The 17,069-nt window shown below is 68.9% G+C and carries 13 protein-coding genes; 8 read left to right on the top strand and 5 right to left on the bottom strand.

What is annotated here, in order from left to right; all coding sequences use genetic code 11:
* Nucleotides 1-3: 3 nt before the first annotated feature.
* Nucleotides 4-1,548, bottom strand: coding sequence for an aryl-sulfate sulfotransferase (locus YWC_RS32540; RefSeq protein ID WP_084416645.1), 1,545 nt, complete (start codon nucleotides 1,546-1,548; stop codon nucleotides 4-6).
* Between the two features lie 180 nt (nucleotides 1,549-1,728).
* Between YWC_RS32540 and YWC_RS0127345 the strand changes: the two genes are divergently transcribed.
* The 4 genes from YWC_RS0127345 (at nucleotide 1,729) to YWC_RS0127330 (ending at nucleotide 10,306) form a co-directional block, all read left to right on the top strand.
* Nucleotides 1,729-4,203 (top strand): heavy metal translocating P-type ATPase, encoded by a 2,475-nt coding sequence (locus tag YWC_RS0127345; protein ID WP_027868173.1) that lies wholly within the window; start codon nucleotides 1,729-1,731, stop codon nucleotides 4,201-4,203.
* A 177-nt stretch (nucleotides 4,204-4,380) separates the two neighbouring features.
* Nucleotides 4,381-7,038 carry an ATP-binding protein gene (locus tag YWC_RS31860; protein ID WP_051306810.1) on the top strand — a complete coding sequence of 886 codons (2,658 nt, stop codon included), beginning with the start codon at nucleotides 4,381-4,383 and terminating at the stop codon, nucleotides 7,036-7,038.
* Nucleotides 7,039-7,128: 90 nt separating this feature from the next.
* On the top strand, nucleotides 7,129-7,527 hold the full coding sequence (locus YWC_RS0127335; protein WP_027868172.1) for a hypothetical protein: 399 nt from the start codon (nucleotides 7,129-7,131) through the stop codon (nucleotides 7,525-7,527).
* Nucleotides 7,528-7,624: 97 nt separating this feature from the next.
* Nucleotides 7,625-10,306, top strand: coding sequence for a bifunctional acetate--CoA ligase family protein/GNAT family N-acetyltransferase (locus YWC_RS0127330; RefSeq protein ID WP_027868171.1), 2,682 nt, complete (start codon nucleotides 7,625-7,627; stop codon nucleotides 10,304-10,306).
* Nucleotides 10,307-10,340: 34 nt separating this feature from the next.
* Here YWC_RS0127330 and YWC_RS0127325 read toward each other — a convergent pair whose 3' ends face one another.
* The 3 genes from YWC_RS0127325 to YWC_RS0127315 form a co-directional block, all read right to left on the bottom strand.
* Entirely contained in the window at nucleotides 10,341-11,588 is a 1,248-nt protein-coding gene (locus YWC_RS0127325; RefSeq protein ID WP_027868170.1) for a DEAD/DEAH box helicase, read from the bottom strand.
* A 74-nt stretch (nucleotides 11,589-11,662) separates the two neighbouring features.
* Nucleotides 11,663-11,791 (bottom strand): hypothetical protein, encoded by a 129-nt coding sequence (locus tag YWC_RS34090; protein WP_267872176.1) that lies wholly within the window; start codon nucleotides 11,789-11,791, stop codon nucleotides 11,663-11,665.
* Nucleotides 11,792-11,856: 65 nt separating this feature from the next.
* The gene (locus tag YWC_RS0127315) at nucleotides 11,857-12,534 is read right to left on the bottom strand and encodes a hypothetical protein (RefSeq protein ID WP_027868169.1); all 678 of its coding nucleotides are present in this window, start codon (nucleotides 12,532-12,534) and stop codon (nucleotides 11,857-11,859) included.
* 217 nt (nucleotides 12,535-12,751) lie between these two features.
* Between YWC_RS0127315 and YWC_RS0127310 the strand changes: the two genes are divergently transcribed.
* The 3 genes from YWC_RS0127310 (at nucleotide 12,752) to YWC_RS0127300 (ending at nucleotide 15,385) form a co-directional block, all read left to right on the top strand.
* A complete protein-coding gene (locus tag YWC_RS0127310) occupies nucleotides 12,752-14,041 on the top strand; it encodes a sensor histidine kinase (RefSeq protein ID WP_027868168.1) in 1,290 nt (429 codons plus the stop codon).
* Entirely contained in the window at nucleotides 14,034-14,825 is a 792-nt protein-coding gene (locus tag YWC_RS0127305) for a LytR/AlgR family response regulator transcription factor (RefSeq protein WP_027868167.1), read from the top strand. Before YWC_RS0127310 ends, YWC_RS0127305 begins: the two co-directional genes overlap by 8 nt.
* A gap of 92 nt (nucleotides 14,826-14,917) precedes the next feature.
* A complete protein-coding gene (locus YWC_RS0127300; RefSeq protein ID WP_027868166.1) occupies nucleotides 14,918-15,385 on the top strand; it encodes a hypothetical protein in 468 nt (155 codons plus the stop codon).
* A 7-nt stretch (nucleotides 15,386-15,392) separates the two neighbouring features.
* Here the strand turns inward: YWC_RS0127300 and YWC_RS0127295 are convergent, their stop codons facing one another.
* Nucleotides 15,393-16,376 (bottom strand): aldo/keto reductase, encoded by a 984-nt coding sequence (locus tag YWC_RS0127295; RefSeq protein WP_027868165.1) that lies wholly within the window; start codon nucleotides 16,374-16,376, stop codon nucleotides 15,393-15,395.
* 147 nt (nucleotides 16,377-16,523) lie between these two features.
* On the opposite strand from YWC_RS0127295, the gene YWC_RS0127290 reads away from it, so the two are divergent.
* Nucleotides 16,524-17,063: a DUF3592 domain-containing protein gene (locus YWC_RS0127290; RefSeq protein ID WP_036216479.1), complete on the top strand. Its 540-nt coding sequence runs from the start codon at nucleotides 16,524-16,526 to the stop codon at nucleotides 17,061-17,063.
* Nucleotides 17,064-17,069: the final 6 nt, after the last annotated feature.

The following is a 17,069-nucleotide window of genomic DNA, read 5'->3' as shown; positions in this document are numbered from 1 at the left end:
GTTCTAACGCAGTTTCAGGTCGTTCCAGGCCAGCGGCTCGGCAATGAACACCGTGTCGCAGATGGCGGCAGGGTAGCCGAAGTCGAAGGCCAGCTTGCCCTGGCTGTCCACGCCGAGCAGGCGGGCGCTGGTGCGCGCGGCGGCGGACGAGTAGGCGACCAGGTACTTGCCGGGCGTCGCTTCGTAGACGCTGGAACAGATGTCCGAATACAGCTCGCGTCCGCGCTCGTAGGTCCACACCTCGCGCGCGGTGCGCGCCTTGTCGTCGATCGCGTAGCGCGACGGCGCGCTGTAGCCGCGGGTGAGGCCGGGCGGGGCGCCGGCCGGCTGGTTCAGGCTGCCCAGGCCATTATTGAACAGCAGCAGCTGGCCATCCGGCGTCACCGACAGCGAGTGCTGCCCGATCGGGGCCTTGCCGGCCTCGAGCTTCAGGGCCAGGGCGCGCAGCGAGGGATAATTGACATACCAGTGCTTGCCCGTGTCGCCGAACAGCCAGCGGATCGCCCCGGTGTCGTAGTCCAGCTTGACGACGAAGTTCTCGCGGCTGGAGACCAGCAGCGAATTGTCGGCCGCGTGATAGATGGCCGAGTTCATGTGGAACCAGTCGAGGCCGTCGCGCACGAAATTGGCCGGGTTGTCGCCCTTAGAACGCATATATGCGGTGAAAATCCGGCCCAGGTCCCATTCCTTGAGCACCTTGCCGTTGGCATCGATCTCCGCCAGCAGTGATTCGAAACGCAGTACGCCGCCCTCGAGCGCATTGAGCTCGGCCAGCATGCCGGTCTTGCCGGGCGTCAGGTCATGGTGGAAGCCCGTGTACTTCGGGTCGGCCACCGGCACCGCGGTATAGGCGCCGTCCAGGCCCATCCGGTACAGCACCCGGTTGACCTGGTCGCCGATGAAGAAGGTGTCGCCGGCGAACATCGAGGTGAAGGAGTCGCCGAACACCGCGCCGGTCCAGCGCAGGTGGCCGTCGGTATCGATCACCACGGGCGAGGTGAGGCCGTTCTTGATCAGGACGAAATCGAAGCCGGGCACGCGCTCCGGGCTGCGCGCCACGTTGACGGCGGGCGCCGCGTAGACCCCGGCCGGCCCGCTGTAGGCCGTGGTGGCGATCGTGGTGCGGAACGCATGCCGCGAGCCGTCGCGGAAGCTGGCGCTCAGGCTGACGTCGTTGGGGTGCGCGGCGTACAGGCCGAACACGGGCAGCTCGAGCCGGCCGCTGCCGGACTGCCAGGCCGCGCGCCGGTCGAGCCAGGACTTGTCGAAACTGACCGCCAGCGGCTTCGAATGGCTGCCCGGGCGCGGCGCGATGCTGTAGGAGATGCCGGCCAGGTCGGCGTAGTTGCGCAGGCTGAAGCTGAGGTGCGCGATGAAGACCGTGGTGCCGGGCGCGTGGCGCAGGTCGCTGATCAGGGCCTGCTCGGCCTGGGTCCGCTTGTCGCCTTTGTCGCCTCCGGCGTCCTGCTCGTCCTCGCGTGCGCTGCAGGCGGTGAGCAGGGTGGCCAGTACGATCCATAGCAGCCGCCGCAAGAGAAAACTGGGCATGGACTTTCCTTTCTTGTCGTGTTCGGGATTCGACGGACAGCTCTGCCTTTAGTTCGCGCCCGGCGCGCGTGCGCCCGATGAGCTCAATCGTCACGCAGAATGTCCGGAAAAGATGCTTGACCTTCCCATCGTGGGAAGGAATATCCTTCGGGTATGGCATTCCACGATTGAAGGAAGCAAATGGACACGAGAACGCATCCCGAGGGCGCGACCCTCCTGAGTATCGAAGGCATGACCTGCGCGTCCTGCGTGGCCCGGGTCGAAAAGGCCTTGCAGAAGGTGCCCGGCGTAAGCGCGGCGACGGTCAACCTGGCCACCGAGAAGGCCAGCGTGCATGGCGGCGCCGCGCTCGACGCGCTGGTGGCGGCGGTGCGCGCGGCCGGCTACGAAGCCGCCGCGGTGCCGGCGCCCGGCACGGCCCGCTTGGCGCGCGACGGGAAGGCCGGCGCCGGCCTGCCGGCCTGGTGGCCGGTGGCCCTGAGCGCGCTGCTGAGCCTGCCGCTGGTGGCGCCGATGCTGGTGCAGCCCTTCGGCCTCGACTGGATGCTGCCGGGCTGGCTGCAGCTCATCCTGGCGACCCCGGTCCAGTTCTGGCTGGGCGCGCGCTTTTACCGGGCCGGCTGGAAGGCCGTGCGTGCCGGCAGCGGCAACATGGACCTGCTGGTCGCGATCGGCACCAGCGCCGCCTACGGCCTGTCGCTGTACCTGCTGCTGGCGGGCAGTCACCACGGCACGCCCCACCTGTACTTCGAATCCTCGGCGGTGGTGATCACCCTGGTCCTGCTCGGCAAGTGGCTGGAGGCCCGCGCCAAGCGCGAGGCGGTGGCGGCGATCGGGGCGCTGGAAGCCCTGCGCAGCAACGACGCCTTGGTGCGGCGCGACGGCCGCGACCAGCGCATCCCGCTGGCCGAACTGCGCGTGGGCGAGCTGATGGTGGTGCGGCCCGGGGAACGGGTGCCCGCCGACGGCAGCGTGGAAGAAGGGCGCAGCCACCTCGACGAATCGCTGCTGACCGGCGAATCGCTGCCGGTGGCGAAGGGGCCGGGCGATCGCGTGGCGGGCGGCGCCATCAACGCCGACGGCCTGCTGCTGGTGCGCGCCACCGCGGTGGGCGCTGATTCCATGCTGTCGCAGATCATCCGCATGGTGGAAGACGCGCAGGCGGTCAAGGCGCCGATCCAGCGCCTGGTGGACCGGGTCAGCGCGGTGTTCGTTCCGGCCGTGCTGCTGGTGTCGCTCGTCACGCTGCTCGGCTGGGGCCTGGCGACGGGCGACTGGCAGGCGGCGCTGCTCAATGCGGTGGCGGTGCAGGTGATCGCCTGTCCGTGTGCGCTCGGCCTGGCCACGCCCGCCTCGATCATGGTCGGCACCGGCGCCAGCGCCCGCCACGGCATCCTGATCAAGGATGCGGAGGCGCTGGAAACCGCGCATGCGGTGGGCGTGGTCGTGTTCGACAAGACCGGCACCCTGACCGAAGGCCGGCCGCGCCTGGCCGCGCTCGAAGGCGCCGATGCGGAGCGGGTCTTGCGGCTGGCCGCGGCCGTGCAGCAGGCCAGCAGCCATCCGCTGGCGCACGCGGTGCTGGAGGCCGCGCAGGCACGCGGCATCGCGCCGCAGCTGGTGGCGCAAGCCCGGGCGCTGCCCGGGCGCGGGATGCAGGCGGAGCTGGATGGTAGGATCGTCTTGCTCGGCAATGCGCGCCTGATGCGGGAGCAGGGCGCCGCCATCGCGGCATGGGAGGCGCAGGCCGCCGCGCACGAGGCGCAGGGGCGCACCGTGTCCTGGCTGGCCCTGGCGCGTCCCGAAGGCGCCGAAGTGCTCGGCCTGCTGGCCTTCGGCGACAGCCTCAAGCCGGGTGCGGCCGCGGCGGTGGCGCGCCTGGCCGCCATGGGCATCGAGTCGGTCATGCTCACCGGCGACAGCGAGGGCGCCGCGCGTGCGGTTGCCGACCAGGCCGGCATCGCGCGCTACCATGCCGGGGTACTGCCGGGCGACAAGGCCAGCCTGGTGGCGGAGCTGAAAGCGGCCGGCCGCAAGGTGGCGATGGTCGGCGACGGCATCAACGATGCGCCGGCGCTGGCGGCGGCCGACGTCGGCATCGCGATGGCCAGCGGTACCGATGTCGCCATGCAGACCGCCGGCATCACGCTGATGCGCGGCGATCCCGGCCTGGTGGCCGATGCGGTGGCGATCTCGCAGCGCACCTATGCCAAGATCCGCCAGAACCTCGGCTGGGCCTTCGTCTACAACGTGGTCGGCATCCCGCTGGCGGCCTTCGGCCTGCTCAATCCGGTGCTGGCCGGCGCCGCGATGGCGCTCAGCTCCGTCAGCGTGGTGGCCAATGCGCTGCTGCTGCGCGGCTGGCGGCCCTCGACAGCCGCCGCGCAGCAAGCCAACAAGGAAGATTTCATTCACCAAGGGCTGGAAACGCCCGTTCAACCAGGAGCACGAGAGATGTACCAACTGACCGTAGAAGACATGAGCTGTGGCCACTGCGTCGGCCGCGTGACCAAGGCCGTGCAGGGCATCGACGAGGCGGCGAAGGTCAGCATCGACCTGCCGAGCAAGCGCGTGAGCATCGACAGCGATGCCGATATCGACCGGATTGTTGCCGCGATCGACGCCGCCGGCTATCCGGTGAGCGCGCGGAGCTGAGATATCAGAAAAACAAGTGCTCAAATATCGCAAATGAGATATATTTTTATGTAGATTAAAAGAGGGCAAGATACGCGCCTGATACATATGCTCAGCATTCCACTGGGATGACCCATGCGATACGGTGTTCTAGCAGAACCGGCAGATCTGGCGAAACACCCTCCATCCGGTGCGCAAGTGCGCAACGTCCTCGTGGTGCTGGGGGTGCTGGCGGTCTTCTTTTCGCTGCTGGCGCCGTTTGCGCGCACGCCGCTGCCGGTGGCGCCGGAATTCATCCCGATGTACCAGTCGGTACTCATCGGCAGCAACCTGCTCACCGGCATCCTCCTGCTGGGCCACGTGCATACCAGCCGTTCCTGGTCGCTCGGCATCCTCACGCTGGGCTACCTGTTCACGGCGCTGATCGCGCTGGCCCACCTCCTGACCTTTCCCGGCCTGTTCTCTGCCCACGGTGTGCTGGGCGGGAACGACCAGACCACGCCGTGGCTGTTCATGATCTGGCATGCGCTGTTCCCGCTGTTCGTGCTCGGCTATGCCTGCAGCTACCGGCGCCCCTTGCCGGCGCACTTCATGCGGGTCGGCGCGCTCCTGACGGCGCTGTTCGTCTCGGCGCTGGTCCTGCTGTGCACCACCGGCGCCCCCTACCTGCCGGAGCTGATGGACGGGGACCGCTTCCGTCCCGCCTACCGCTGGATCAGCGCTTGCGTGCTGGCGCTGTCCCTGTTCGCCCTGTGGAAGACGGCCCAGAAGCGCCCGCGCGCCGTGCTCGACGTCTGGCTGACGATCGCGATGTCGGCCTGGGCCTTCGAGGTCTTGCTGTCCTGCCTGCTCAACGGCGGACGCTTCGACCTCGGCTTCTACGCCGGGCGGCTGTACGGCCTGGCGGCCTCGCTGTTCGTGCTCGGCGCCGTGGCCATCGACAACATCGCCCTGCACGGGCGCCTGCGCGACACCTTCGAAGAAATGATCGAGACCCGCTCGCGCGCGCAGTGGCAAAGCCTGCTCGGCTCGGTGCTGCGCCAGTTGCCCGACGGCGTGCTGATCGTCGACCGCGAGGGCCGCTGCGTGATGGCCAACGACCTGGCCGAGCAGATGGCCGCCCGTTTCGAGCACACCGGCACGGGCGGCATGGCCGGCCCGGCCGCGATGTTGTGCCTGATCGGCGAGCCGGTGCGGCGCGCGATCCGCGGCGAAGCCTTCCGCGATGCCGTGCTCGAGAGCCTGACGCGCGACGGGCGGCGCGTGTATTCGGTCAGCGGGGCGCCCCTGCGCGACGCCGCGGCCGAGCTGGCGGCCGCAGTGATCGTGCTCGACGACATCACCGAAAGGACCGAGGCGAGCGCCGCGCTGGCGCGCGCGCTCGACCAGACGCGCTACCTCATCGAAAACACGCCGCTGGCGGTGATCGAATGGGACCGCGACTTCGTGATCCGCCTGTGGAACCGGCGCGCCGAGGAACTGTTCGGCTGGACGGCCGAGGAAGCGGTCGGGCGCCGCATCGACGCGCTGCCGGTGATCCACGAGGAGGACGCCGGCATGGTGGCCGGCGCGATGGGGCGCCTGCTCGATTCGGCCACGCGCTACGTCGAGTCGAGCAACCGCAACCGCACGCGCGACGGCCGTACGCTCTGCTGCGAATGGTACAACTCGGTGCTGCACGACGAGGAAGGACGGATCGACCGGGTGTTCTCGCTGGTGCTGGACGTGAGCGAGCGCGAGGAAGCGATGGACGCTTTGCGCGAGGCCGACCGCCGCAAGGACATCTACATCGCCACCCTGGCGCACGAGCTGCGCAATCCGCTGGCGCCGATCGCCAACGCGGCCTCGCTCCTGCGCGGCAAGGCGCTGGCCCAGGACCGCATCGAATGGATCGCCGCCATGGTCGGACGCCAGACCGCCCAGATGGCGCGCCTGCTCGACGACCTGCTCGACGTCACCCGCATCAGCCGCGGCAAGATCGAACTGCACCGCGCGCCGGTGGAGCTGGGCCGGCTGCTGCGCGACACCCTGCAGACCAGCATGCCGCTGGTCGAGGCCGGGCGCCACACCGTGGCGCTCGATTTGTGCCAGGAGCCGGTCTGGGTCGATGCCGACGCCTTGCGCCTGACCCAGGTGCTGGCCAACCTGATCAACAATGCCGCCAAGTACACGCCGCCGGGCGGACGCATCGCGATCCTGCTGGAGGAAAGCTGCGGCGAGGCGCGGGTCGAGGTGAGCGACAACGGCATCGGCATCGAGCCGGATATGCTGGCGCGCGTGTTCGACGCCTTCGTCCAGGTGTCCAGCGCCAGTCACCTGGCGCAGGGCGGCCTGGGGATCGGCCTGTCGCTGGCAAAGGGCCTGGTGGAGCTGCACGGCGGACGGCTGGCGGCGCATAGCGAAGGGCCGGGACACGGCTCGGCCTTCACGGTGACGCTGCCGGCGATCCGGCCGGCGGCCACGCCTGAAGCCGCCGAGCAGCGCGGCGCCACGGGGGCGCGCCTGCGCAAGCACGTGCTGGTGGCCGACGACAACGTCGATGCCGCCGAGTCCCTGGCCTGGCTGCTGCGTTCGGAAGGCGCGACGGTGGACGTGGCGCACGACGGCGCGGCGGCCCTGCGCCTGTTCAACGAACACCCGGCCGACATCGCGGTGCTGGACCAGGGCATGCCCGAGATGGACGGGCTGGAGGTGGCGGCGATCCTGGCGCGGCGCCTGCCGCGCCCCTTCCTGGTGGCGGTGACCGGACGCGGGAGGCAGGAGGACCGCGCGGCCTCGCTGGCGGCCGGCTTCGACGAGCACCTCACCAAGCCGGTGGCGCCGCAGCAGTTGATCGACCTGCTGGGGAAGATATAGCTGTGCAAGCGCGCAACAGCAGCCCGGCGAGATATTGCCCCTAATGAAACGCACTGTTAGTATGCCCAGAATATTGACTTGGAGGGTGCGATGCAGATGCTGATCCGCCTGTTCGGCCCCCGTCGCAGGAAAAACCAGGAAGACATCGCCGCCCGCGCGGCCGAGGTGATCGTCCACGTCCTGTTCGACGTCGGGCTCGACCGTTTCCTGGCCGGCAGCATCCTGCTCGACCGTCAATTCCGCCTGCGCTTCTACGCAATGGCGCCGCAGCCGTCGCCCGCCATCCTGGCCTGCATCGCGGTGCGCGAGCTGGACGAGGCGCAGGTGTTCCGCGCCCAGGTGCTCGAAGCCGGGATCGATGCCCCCAGGCTCGCTACCCACACCCGCATCATGGCCAACGGCATCATGCGGGCGCTGCGCAGCCAGTCGCCGGCCCTGTGCGCGCTGCCGGCCACGCGCCGCGACCGGCGCAGCGTGCTGCGCCCTTAGAACGCGACAGGCCGTGCGCGCCGCCTCGTGAAGGGGCGCTATGCTTGGCGGGGCGGGGCGCAGGGGCGCTCCTGTTACCCGAGGAAAGGTCACCCGCATGAGCGTTCGCAACCTCGAGCACCTGTTCGCACCGAAGTCGGTGGCGCTGGTCGGCGCTTCCGAGCGGCCGGACAGCCTGGGCGCGACGCTGCTGCACAATCTGCTGGCCGGCGGATTCAAGGGCGAGGTGTGGCCGGTCAACCCCAAGTACGGCGAACTGGCGGGACGGCGCTGTTACGCCAGCGTGGCCGACTTGCCCGCGGCGCCGGCGCTGGCCGTGATCTGCACGCCGCCCGCGACGATTCCCGCGATCGTGCGCCAGCTGGGCGAGCGCGGCACCCGCGCCGCGGTGGTCCTGAGCAGTGGCATCAGCGATGGACGCACTGCGCGCGGCCGCGGCCTGCGCCAGGCCATGCTGGACGCCGCCCATCCCTACCTGCTGCGCCTGCTCGGGCCGAACAGCGCCGGCCTGCTGACGCCCGGCCTGGGGCTCAACGCCAGCGTCGCCACCAGCGGCGCGCTGCCCGGGCGGATCGCCTTCGTGTCGCAGTCTGGTGCACTGATGGTCGGGGTGCTGGACTGGGCGCGCACCCGCGGCATCGGCTTTTCCCACTTCATCGCGCTGGGCGACGCGGCCGACGTCGACCTGGGCGACGTGCTCGATTACCTCGCCAGCGACGGCGCCACCGGCGCCATCCTGCTCTACCTGCAGGACCTGCGCTACGCACGCAAGTTCATGTCGGCCGCGCGCGCGGCGGCGCGCAGCAAGCCGGTGCTGGTCCTTCGAGCCGGACGCGAGGACGATCCCCTGCCTTCCGCGGCGAGCGAAAGCGGCGCCCTGGCGGGGCGCGACGACGTGTTCGACGCCGCGATCCGGCGCGCCGGCATGCTGCGCGTGTACACCACCGACCAGCTGTTCTCGGCCGCCGAGACCCTGGCCTATGCGCGCCCGCTGCACGGCGAGCGCCTCGCGATCGTCAGCAACGGTGCCGGACCGGGCGTGCTGGCGCGCGATGCGCTGGCCTATGGCGGCGGGGTCGGGGCGCAGTTTTCGAACGAATCGCAGGCCCGCCTGGAGGCGCTGCTGGCGCCGGGCTGGCGGCGCGGGAACGTGGTCAACCTGCAGGGCGGGGCGGCGCCCGAACTGTACCGCGAGACCCTCGAGATCCTGCTTGCCGACCCGCAGGTCGACGCGCTGCTGCTGATCCAGTCGCCCACCGCGACGGTGCTAAGTCGCGACGTGGTGGAGGCCATCGCGCCGCTGGTGCGCAGCGCGTCCAAGACCCTGCTGTCGTGCTGGCTGGGAGGCGGCGCGGTATCCGAGGCCCGTGCCATCGCCTCCGGCGCGCGCCTGCCGGCCTACCGCACGCCGGAAGACGCGGTCGCCGGCTTCCTGCAGCTGGTGCACTACCGGCGCAACCAGAACCTCCTGATGGAGGTGCCGCCCTCGATGGCAGGCTCGGTGGCTCCCGACCGCGCCGCGGCGCGCGCGCTGGTGCGCGAAGCCGTCGCGAGCGGGCGCTACCTGCTGTCCGACCCCGAGACCAAGGCCATCCTGCGCACCTACGGCATGGCGGTGGTCGAGACGCGCCAGGCCGCCGGCGTGGAGGAGGCGGTGAGCGCCGCCCAGCGCATCGGCTATCCGGTGGCGGTCAAGATCCTGACGCCGGACGTGATGCACAAGTCGGACTTCGGCGGCGTGGCCCTCGACCTCGACGGCGACGAGGGCGTGCGCGCGGCCGCCACGCGCATGCGCCGGCGCCTCGCGGAGCTGTTCCCGCAGGCGAAGTTCGAGGGCTACTCGGTGCAGGCCATGGTCAGGCGCAGCAACGCGCACGAACTGATCGTCGGCGCGGCGCTGGACGCCGTGTTCGGGCCGGTGATCGTGTTCGGGCAGGGCGGGGTGACGGTGGAAGTGGCCGACGACCATGCGGTCGGCCTGCCGCCCCTGAACCTGGTGCTGGCGCGCGACCTGGTCGACCGTACCCGCGTGGCCAGGCTGCTGGCGGGCTACCGCAACCGGCCGGCGGCCAACATGGACGCGGTGCTGGCCACGCTGGTGCAGGTCTCGCGCATGGTCGCGGACATTCCCGAGATCGTGGAGCTGGATCTGAACCCGCTGCTGGCCGACAGCCGCGGCGCCGTGGTGCTGGACGCGCGCATGCGCCTGGCGCTGGCGGACCGCTCGGGCAGCACCCTGGACCGGCTGGCGATCCGGCCCTATCCGCGCGAGCTGGAAGAGACGATCGACTGGCAGGGCGCGCCGCTGCTGCTGCGGCCGATCCGCCCGGAGGACGGTCCCGCCCACCTGGCCTTTTTTGACGCGCTCACGCCGGACGACGTGCGCTACCGGATGTTCGTGCGCGTGCGCGAACTGCAGCCTTCGCAGCTGGCGCGCTTCACCCAGATCGACTACGACCGCGAGATGGCCTTCATCGCCACCCGCTTGACCCCGCAAGGCGTGGCCGAAACCCTGGCGGTGGGCCGGGTGGTGGCCGACCCGGACAACATCACGGCGGAATTCGCGGTGACGGTGCGCTCGGACCTGAAAGGCATGGGGCTGGGCAAGCTCATGATGCAAAAGCTGATCGACTACTGCCGTGCGCGCGGCACGCGCGAGATCGTGGGCGAGGCGCTGCCGCAGAATTCGCGCATCACCGGGCTGGCCAAGCGGATGGGCTTTACCGTCAAGTCGACCGGGCTGGAAGGCATGCGCGAAATGCGTCTGGTGTTGCAATAAAATTTCAAACTGGCCGCTTATATGAAATAATATTTCACTTCCTGAAGCGTACGTCCTCGACCACGACCTTCGCATCGCCCTTCGGTTTCTTGGGCTTTTTCGGCTTCTTGACGATCTGCCCGCCCGCGACCGTCTCGGGCACGCGGTGTTCCGGCTCGAAGCCGCTTTCTTCCACGCGCTTGATGGTCTGGCGCGTCAGGGCTTCGATCGCGGCCAGGAATTCGACCTCGTCGGCCGCCACCAGCGAGACCGCCTCGCCCGAGGCGCCGGCACGCCCGGTGCGCCCGGTGCGGTGCACGTAATCCTCGGCCACGATCGGCAGGTCGACGTTCACCACCACCGGCAGGTCGTCGATGTCGAGGCCGCGCGCCGCGACATCGGTTGCCACCAGCACCTTCACGTCGCCCGCCTTGAAGCGCTCCAGCGCGCGCAGGCGCGCCGGCTGCGGCTTGTCGCCGTGGATCGCATCGGCCGGAATGCGCTTGGCGTCCAGCAGGCCCACCAGCTCGTCCACGCCCTTGCGGGTCTTGGCGAAGGCCAGCACCTGGGTCCAGTCGTGTTTTTTCAGCAGGTGCAGGAACAGCTCGGGCTTGCGTTTCTTGTCCACCGGGACCAGCCACTGGGTGACCTTGGCCACCGTGGTGTTGCGCGGGCTCGCCTCGATGCGTACCGGCTCGCGCAGCAGGCGGTTGGCCATGGCGCGGATCTGGTCGGAGAAGGTGGCCGAGAACAGCAGGGTCTGGCGCTTCTTCGGCAGGGCCGCGAACACCTGGTCGAGTTCCTTCGAGAAGCCGAGATCGAGCATGCGGTCGGCCTCGTCCAGCACCAGGGTGATGACGTCGGTGAACTTCACCGCGTTCTGGCGGTGCAGGTCGAGCAGGCGGCCCGGCGTCGCCACCAGCACATCGACCCCCTTGCGCAGATTCATCATCTGCGGATTGATGCTGACCCCGCCGTAGGCCACCATGGTGCGCAGGTTCAGCCCGGCGCCGTAGCTGCGGAAGCTCTCGTGCACCTGCTCGGCCAGCTCGCGCGTCGGCACCAGGACCAGGGCGCGCGCGGCATTCGCGCCGACCGGCTTGTCGCGCTTGAACAGGCGCTGCAGGATCGGCAGGGCGAAGCCGGCGGTCTTGCCGGTGCCGGTCTGGGCCGCGGCCATGACGTCCTTGCCGGACAGGATGACGGGAATCGCCTGCTGCTGGACGGCGGTCGGAGTGCTGTAGTCGAGCGAAGCGAGGGTCTGGACGATCGGATCGATCAGTCCAAGCGAAGCAAAGGACATGGAAACCTTACGACGAGTAAATGTACAGGCCGTAGTTTAACTTGCCGGAGGCGGCAAGCGAAGGGCGCGCCGGCTCAGGCGAGGACAATCAGGACCGACAGGTCGACGATCGGCTTGACCGGCTCGCGCTGGTCCTTGCAGGCAGTCAGCAACAGGCAGGCAATTGCGAGCGCGGCGGCGGGGAAGAGGCGGCGCGGTGGCATGATGGCTCCTTGTCAAGAAACTCCATCATACGCCAGTCCGCGCCGAAAATGCATACGGCGCGAACTTAGAAGCTGTACGAGATGCCGGCGCGCAGTACCGGGTAGATCTTGTAGTCCGACACTTCTTCCTGCAGGCGCAGTTCTTCGACGTTGACGTCGCTCGCCAGCTTGCTGCAGAAGGTGACGTTGGTGCTGCAGCCGTAGGCGATCAGGTTGACGCGGGCCTTGCCCTGGTGGAAGACGCCGATGTCGGCATTGAAGTTCCAGCGCTTGTTCGGGGTGAGGGCGTTGCCCCAGCCGATGCCGATGTACGGCGCGGCGCGGCGGAAGTTGACTTCGCCTTTCAGGGCGCCGAAGTCGGCCGCCAGGTAGTTGATGCCGTTGAAGTTGAAGCTGCCGTTCGCGGTCGGGACGCCAAGGGCCTTGAAACGGGTGCCGTTGTACAGGATGCCGCCGGTCAGGCGGAAGCTGCTGTGCGGAATGACATACCAGTCGAACAGCACGTCGAAGGTCGCCAGTTTGCCGTCGAGCTTGTAGTCGACCAGGCCCGAGCGCTTGTCGAGCTCGTGCTTGAAGTAGTTGACACCGAAACGCCCGTTCAGGTTGCTCTCCATCGGGACGACCAGGTGGAGCCCGGCGCCGGTGGTCCCGAGGTCGGCGGTAACGGCGGCGCCGATTTGCGCCTGGGCCGACATGCTGGCGGCGAGGGCCGCCAGGGCGAAGAATGCGTGCTTGAGTGCCATGCTGGGAAAGCCTTGTGATGTTGAATTAGGGCATCATTGTAGCGGCAGTGTCTGCCGGCGGCGAGGAAAGCCGGCCTGGGTGAGGAGGATGTACAACGGTTTATTTGTGCCCGCCACGGCCGGTTTCGTCGCTACTATCCCGGCTCCGTCGCATAATGTCACCCGGCAATAGAGACCAGGACTAATCTGGCGCTGCCCTGACTACTGAAAGAACATCATGATCTCAAGCACTTTTCACATTGCACGTCTGCTGGCCGCCTGGCTCGGCTGCTACCTGGTCTTCGCGATCATCGTTGCCGAGGGGACCAGGGATATCGTCGAGCGCGACGTTGGCGGCTATTTCGCGCTGCTGGCCCTGTTCCTCGGCCTGTGGGTGCTCTCGGGCGTGTTCTCGCACATGCGCCGGGTGCGCCTGATCGCGGGTAGCCTCAACAGCAGCACCCTGTCCAACCGCCAGCGGCGCCAGATCGAGATCCCGTTCGAGGCCGGCGAGGCCTTCGACCTGATCGACGCCGCGATCCGCGAACTGCCCGGCGCCATCCTGGTCGAGAGCGCGCGCGACAGCCTTCAGGTGCGCGCCAAGGTCAAGCGCATCAATCCCTACGCCATGCACCACGACGGCCAGCCGCCCGCCGCCAGCTGGGCCTTCATTCCCTTCGGCGAGCGGCGCAACCAGATCCTGGCCACGGTCACGCCGAACGGCGATTCCGCCGGCAGCGTCACGCTGATCTGCGAACCGGAAGACCCGGCCTGGACCGACACCTTCCTGGTCGACCACGGCACCAACCTGGAAAACGCCGAAGCCATCGTGCGGGCGATTACCCGCCGGGTAGCCGAGCGGCGCCGCGGCGAACAGGCGCAAGTACGCCAGACCGCCACCGAGAAAGAGCTCACGGTGGCCAAGCTGAACCTGCTGCACGCCCAGGTCGAGCCGCACTTCCTGTACAACACCCTGGCCAGCGCCCAGGTGCTGACGCGCACCGATCCGGCGCGCGCCGACGAGATGCTCGGCAACCTGATCCAGTACCTGCGCCACTCGCTGCCGCGCACCGAGGATGCGCCCTCGACCATCGGCGAGGAACTGGAACGCGCCCGCGCCTACCTCGACATCCTGAAGATCCGCATGGGTCCGCGCCTGCAGCTGCAGGTCGACGTGCCGGACGCGCTGCGCGCGGTGCTGTTCCCGAGCATGATGCTGCAGACCCTGGTCGAGAACGCGATCAAGCACGGCCTCGAGCCCAAGCCGGGCGGCGGCACGGTGTGGATCCTGGCGCGCCAGGTCATGGGGGGGGAAATGAGTGCAGTGGCGGTGACGGTGGCCGACGACGGCCGCGGCTTCACCGCCGAGGGCGGCGGCACCGGGGTCGGCCTGCGCAACGTGCGCGAGCGCCTGCGCCTGGCCTACGGCAGCGCGGCCGCGTTCTCGATCGTGGCCAACTTCCCGAGCGGCGTGGCCGCCACCATCACCGTTCCCCATACCGTAGGGGCAGGAGCCCATCATGCTTGATTCCCGAATCCGGTGCGTCGTGGCGGAAGACGAAGCCCTGCTGCGCGAATCGCTGGTCCAGCTGCTTGGCCAGGTGTGGCCGGAACTCGAGATCGTGGCCAGCTGCGAGGATGGCGGCAGCGCCCTCGACGCGATCGCCGAACACCGTCCGGAAGTGGTGTTCCTGGACATCCGCATGCCCGGGCTGAGCGGGCTGGAAGTCGCATCGAACCTGCTTGCCGCCGGCATCAAGACCGAAGTGGTGTTCGTCACCGCCTATGACCAGTACGCGATCGACGCCTTCGAGCGCGGCGCCGTCGACTACCTGCTCAAGCCGGTGGCGCGCGAACGCCTGGCCGGCACGGTGGGGCGGGTGCAGGCGCGCCTGCAGCGCGGCGGCCAGGACAGCGGGCAACTGGGGCAGCTGCAGGCTTTGCTGCAGCAGCTGCAGGCGGTGGCGCCGCCGCAGCCGAAGGCGCCGCCGCTGGTCTGGCTGACCGCCAGCCGCGGCCAGGAAACGCGCCTGATCCTGGTGGACGACGTGTGCTACTTCCAGGCCGACTCCAAGTACACGGTGGTGATGACGATCGAGGGCGAGACCCTGCTGAGGAAGCCCATCCGCGACCTGCTCGAGGTGCTCGACCCGACCCACTTCAAGCAGGTGCACCGCTCGACCATCGTCAACCTGCGCGCAGTCAGCGGCGTGACCCGCGACGAGAGCGGGCGCGGCGTCCTGCGCCTGAAGAACCGGCCCGAGACACTGGCGGTGAGCCAGCCTTTCATGGGCCTGTTCCGTAACATGTAACCAGATGTGAAAGCCTGCACAGAGTGTATCGGAGCGATTGAATCTTGCTTGCCGATGGTAAAGTTATGCCATCAACAAGCCTGGAGGCACCCATGAAAGCCCTGATTCTCTCTGCAGCCCTGGCGGCAGCTTCGTTCCCGGCCCTGGCCCAGACCAATGTCAGCATCAGCATCGGCCAGCCGGGCTTCTACGGCCGCATCGACCTCGGCGACGGCTACCGCAGCTACGGCCCGCCGCCGGTGTACGTGGCCGAACCGATCATCATCGAGCGCCGCCACCGGGTGCGCGCCGAGCCGGTCTACCTGCGCGTCCCGCCGGGCCACCGCAAGAACTGGAGCAAGCATTGCCGCAAGTACGGTGCCTGCGGCCAGCCGGTGCTGTTCGTGCAGGACCGCTGGTACTCGGACGTGTACGTGCCGCGCTACCGCGAAGTGCATTATCGCGAGCGCTACGATGACCGTGGCGGCCGTGGGCATGACCGCCACCACGACCGTGGCCACGGGCACGGCAGGGATCATGACCGCGGCCACGGCAAGGGCCACGGCCGCGGCCACGACTAAGCCGGGTTTATTCCGGTAGCGGCACCCCGGCCGGCAGCAGTCCCTCCGCCACCAGCTCCTGCCAGAACGCCGCCGGAATCCTGATGTCCATCAGGTCGGCATTGCGGCGCAGGTGACGCGTGCTGCTGGCGCCGGGAATGGTGGCCACCACCACCGGGTGGGCCGCGCCGAACTGCAGGGCCGCCGCCGGCAGGTCGACGCCATGGCGCGCCGCCACGTGGCGCAGCCGTTCGCGCTGCTCGAAGTGTTTCGGCTTGGCCGGCACGTAGTCGTAGTGGTCGCCACCCGCCAGGAAACCCGAGTTGAACGGCCCGCCCAGCACGATGCCGGCGCCGCGCTCGTCGCACAGGGGGAACAGGGCCTCCAGCGGCGTGGTTTCCATCAGCGTATAGCGCCCGGCCAGCAGGAAGATGTCCGGGTCGGAGTCGCGCAGCGCGCGCAGGCATGGCTCGACCGTGTTCACGCCCAGGCCCCAGGCCTTGATCAGGCCTTCCTCGCGCATCCGCACCAGTTCCTCGAAGGCGCCGCCGCGGCCGGCGGCGATCCGGTAGTGGTGATCGAACTGGTCTCCCAGGTGGTCGGGGGAGAGATCGTGCACGTAGACGATGTCGATGTTCCCCGGCGCCAGGCGCTGCAGGCTGTCCTCGACCGAGCGGCGCGCGCCGCTCGCCGTGTAGTCGGTCAGGCGCCGGAAGGGCAGCGAAGACACGAAAGGCGGGGCGATGTCGCCGCCTGGATCGGGCACCAGCACGCGCCCGACCTTGGTCGACAGCGTGTAATGATTGCGCGGCCGGGTGCGCAGGGCCTGGCCGAAGCGGTGCTCGGACAGGCCGGTGCCGTAGTGCGGGGCGGTGTCGAAATAGCGGATGCCCGCTTCCCATGCCGCGTCAACGGTGGTGCGGGCCGCCTCGTCGCTCGTGGTGTGGTACATGTCGCCCAGGCCGGTGCCGCCAAGGCCCAGGCGCGAGATCGGTCGGTAGCGCTGGTTCATGCTGTCCTTTCGTGTCGAATGGTCGCGCCATGCTACACCGGCGCGCGGCGCGCACCATTGAACCGGGCGGCTGGCCCGCTGCGAATACCCGCACCGGATGTTCCGGATGAAATATCATGCTGCTTCCCGTTCCGATACTGTGCCGGCATGAAAGAGATTCCGCCCGATCCCCAGATGTCGATCCTGCTTGGCTGGTGCCTGATCGTGCTGCTGGCCGTGCCGTTCGGCGGCTTCGCGGCCTGGCATGTGGCATGCAAGGCGGACGCGCTGTCCTGGCCGAAGGCGGATGCGGAGATCCTCAGCCGCGAGCTGTACCGGACCACGAAGCCGGCCCTGTGGTGCGTCAAACCGAAGCTGCGCTACCGGATCGACGGACGGACCTACGAGTCCAGGCGGAGCTCGTCCTCGTGGGTGGCCGGCACTGGCTGCGACCGCGACCGGCGGGTGATGGAGGCCAGGCTCGAGCGCATGGCGCCGGGCGCGCGTATTGCGGTCCGCTACGATCCGGGCAATCCCGCCGGCGCAGTCGTCTACCTCGCCCCGCCGGTGGAATTCATCGACGTCTTCTTCGCCATCGTCGGTGCGGTCTGGCTCGGCTGCGGCATCTATGCCATCCGGGAGGGGAAGAAACAGCGGCGCGAGCAGGGGTCTGCACGCGTTGCCCGCGCCGAGCCAGCCTTGCGCTAACGTAGT

The sequence above is a fragment of the Massilia alkalitolerans DSM 17462 genome (assembly GCF_000427785.1).
Lineage (GTDB): Bacteria > Pseudomonadota > Gammaproteobacteria > Burkholderiales > Burkholderiaceae_D > Telluria > Telluria alkalitolerans.
Note: the sequence above shows the minus strand (reverse complement) of the source record. Positions and strands in the feature narration are given on the sequence as shown.

Coding starts and splice junctions, on each gene's coding strand:
- YWC_RS32540 (WP_084416645.1), bottom strand. CDS start 1,548: ATGCCCAGTTTTCTCTTGCGGCGGCTGCTATGGATCGTACTGGCCACC.
- YWC_RS0127300 (WP_027868166.1), top strand. CDS start 14,918: ATGAAAGCCCTGATTCTCTCTGCAGCCCTGGCGGCAGCTTCGTTCCCG.
- YWC_RS0127330 (WP_027868171.1), top strand. CDS start 7,625: ATGAGCGTTCGCAACCTCGAGCACCTGTTCGCACCGAAGTCGGTGGCG.
- YWC_RS0127315 (WP_027868169.1), bottom strand. CDS start 12,534: ATGGCACTCAAGCACGCATTCTTCGCCCTGGCGGCCCTCGCCGCCAGC.
- YWC_RS0127335 (WP_027868172.1), top strand. CDS start 7,129: ATGCAGATGCTGATCCGCCTGTTCGGCCCCCGTCGCAGGAAAAACCAG.
- YWC_RS0127295 (WP_027868165.1), bottom strand. CDS start 16,376: ATGAACCAGCGCTACCGACCGATCTCGCGCCTGGGCCTTGGCGGCACC.
- YWC_RS0127345 (WP_027868173.1), top strand. CDS start 1,729: ATGGACACGAGAACGCATCCCGAGGGCGCGACCCTCCTGAGTATCGAA.
- YWC_RS0127310 (WP_027868168.1), top strand. CDS start 12,752: ATGATCTCAAGCACTTTTCACATTGCACGTCTGCTGGCCGCCTGGCTC.
- YWC_RS0127325 (WP_027868170.1), bottom strand. CDS start 11,588: ATGTCCTTTGCTTCGCTTGGACTGATCGATCCGATCGTCCAGACCCTC.
- YWC_RS0127290 (WP_036216479.1), top strand. CDS start 16,524: ATGAAAGAGATTCCGCCCGATCCCCAGATGTCGATCCTGCTTGGCTGG.
- YWC_RS0127305 (WP_027868167.1), top strand. CDS start 14,034: ATGCTTGATTCCCGAATCCGGTGCGTCGTGGCGGAAGACGAAGCCCTG.
- YWC_RS34090 (WP_267872176.1), bottom strand. CDS start 11,791: ATGCCACCGCGCCGCCTCTTCCCCGCCGCCGCGCTCGCAATTGCCTGC.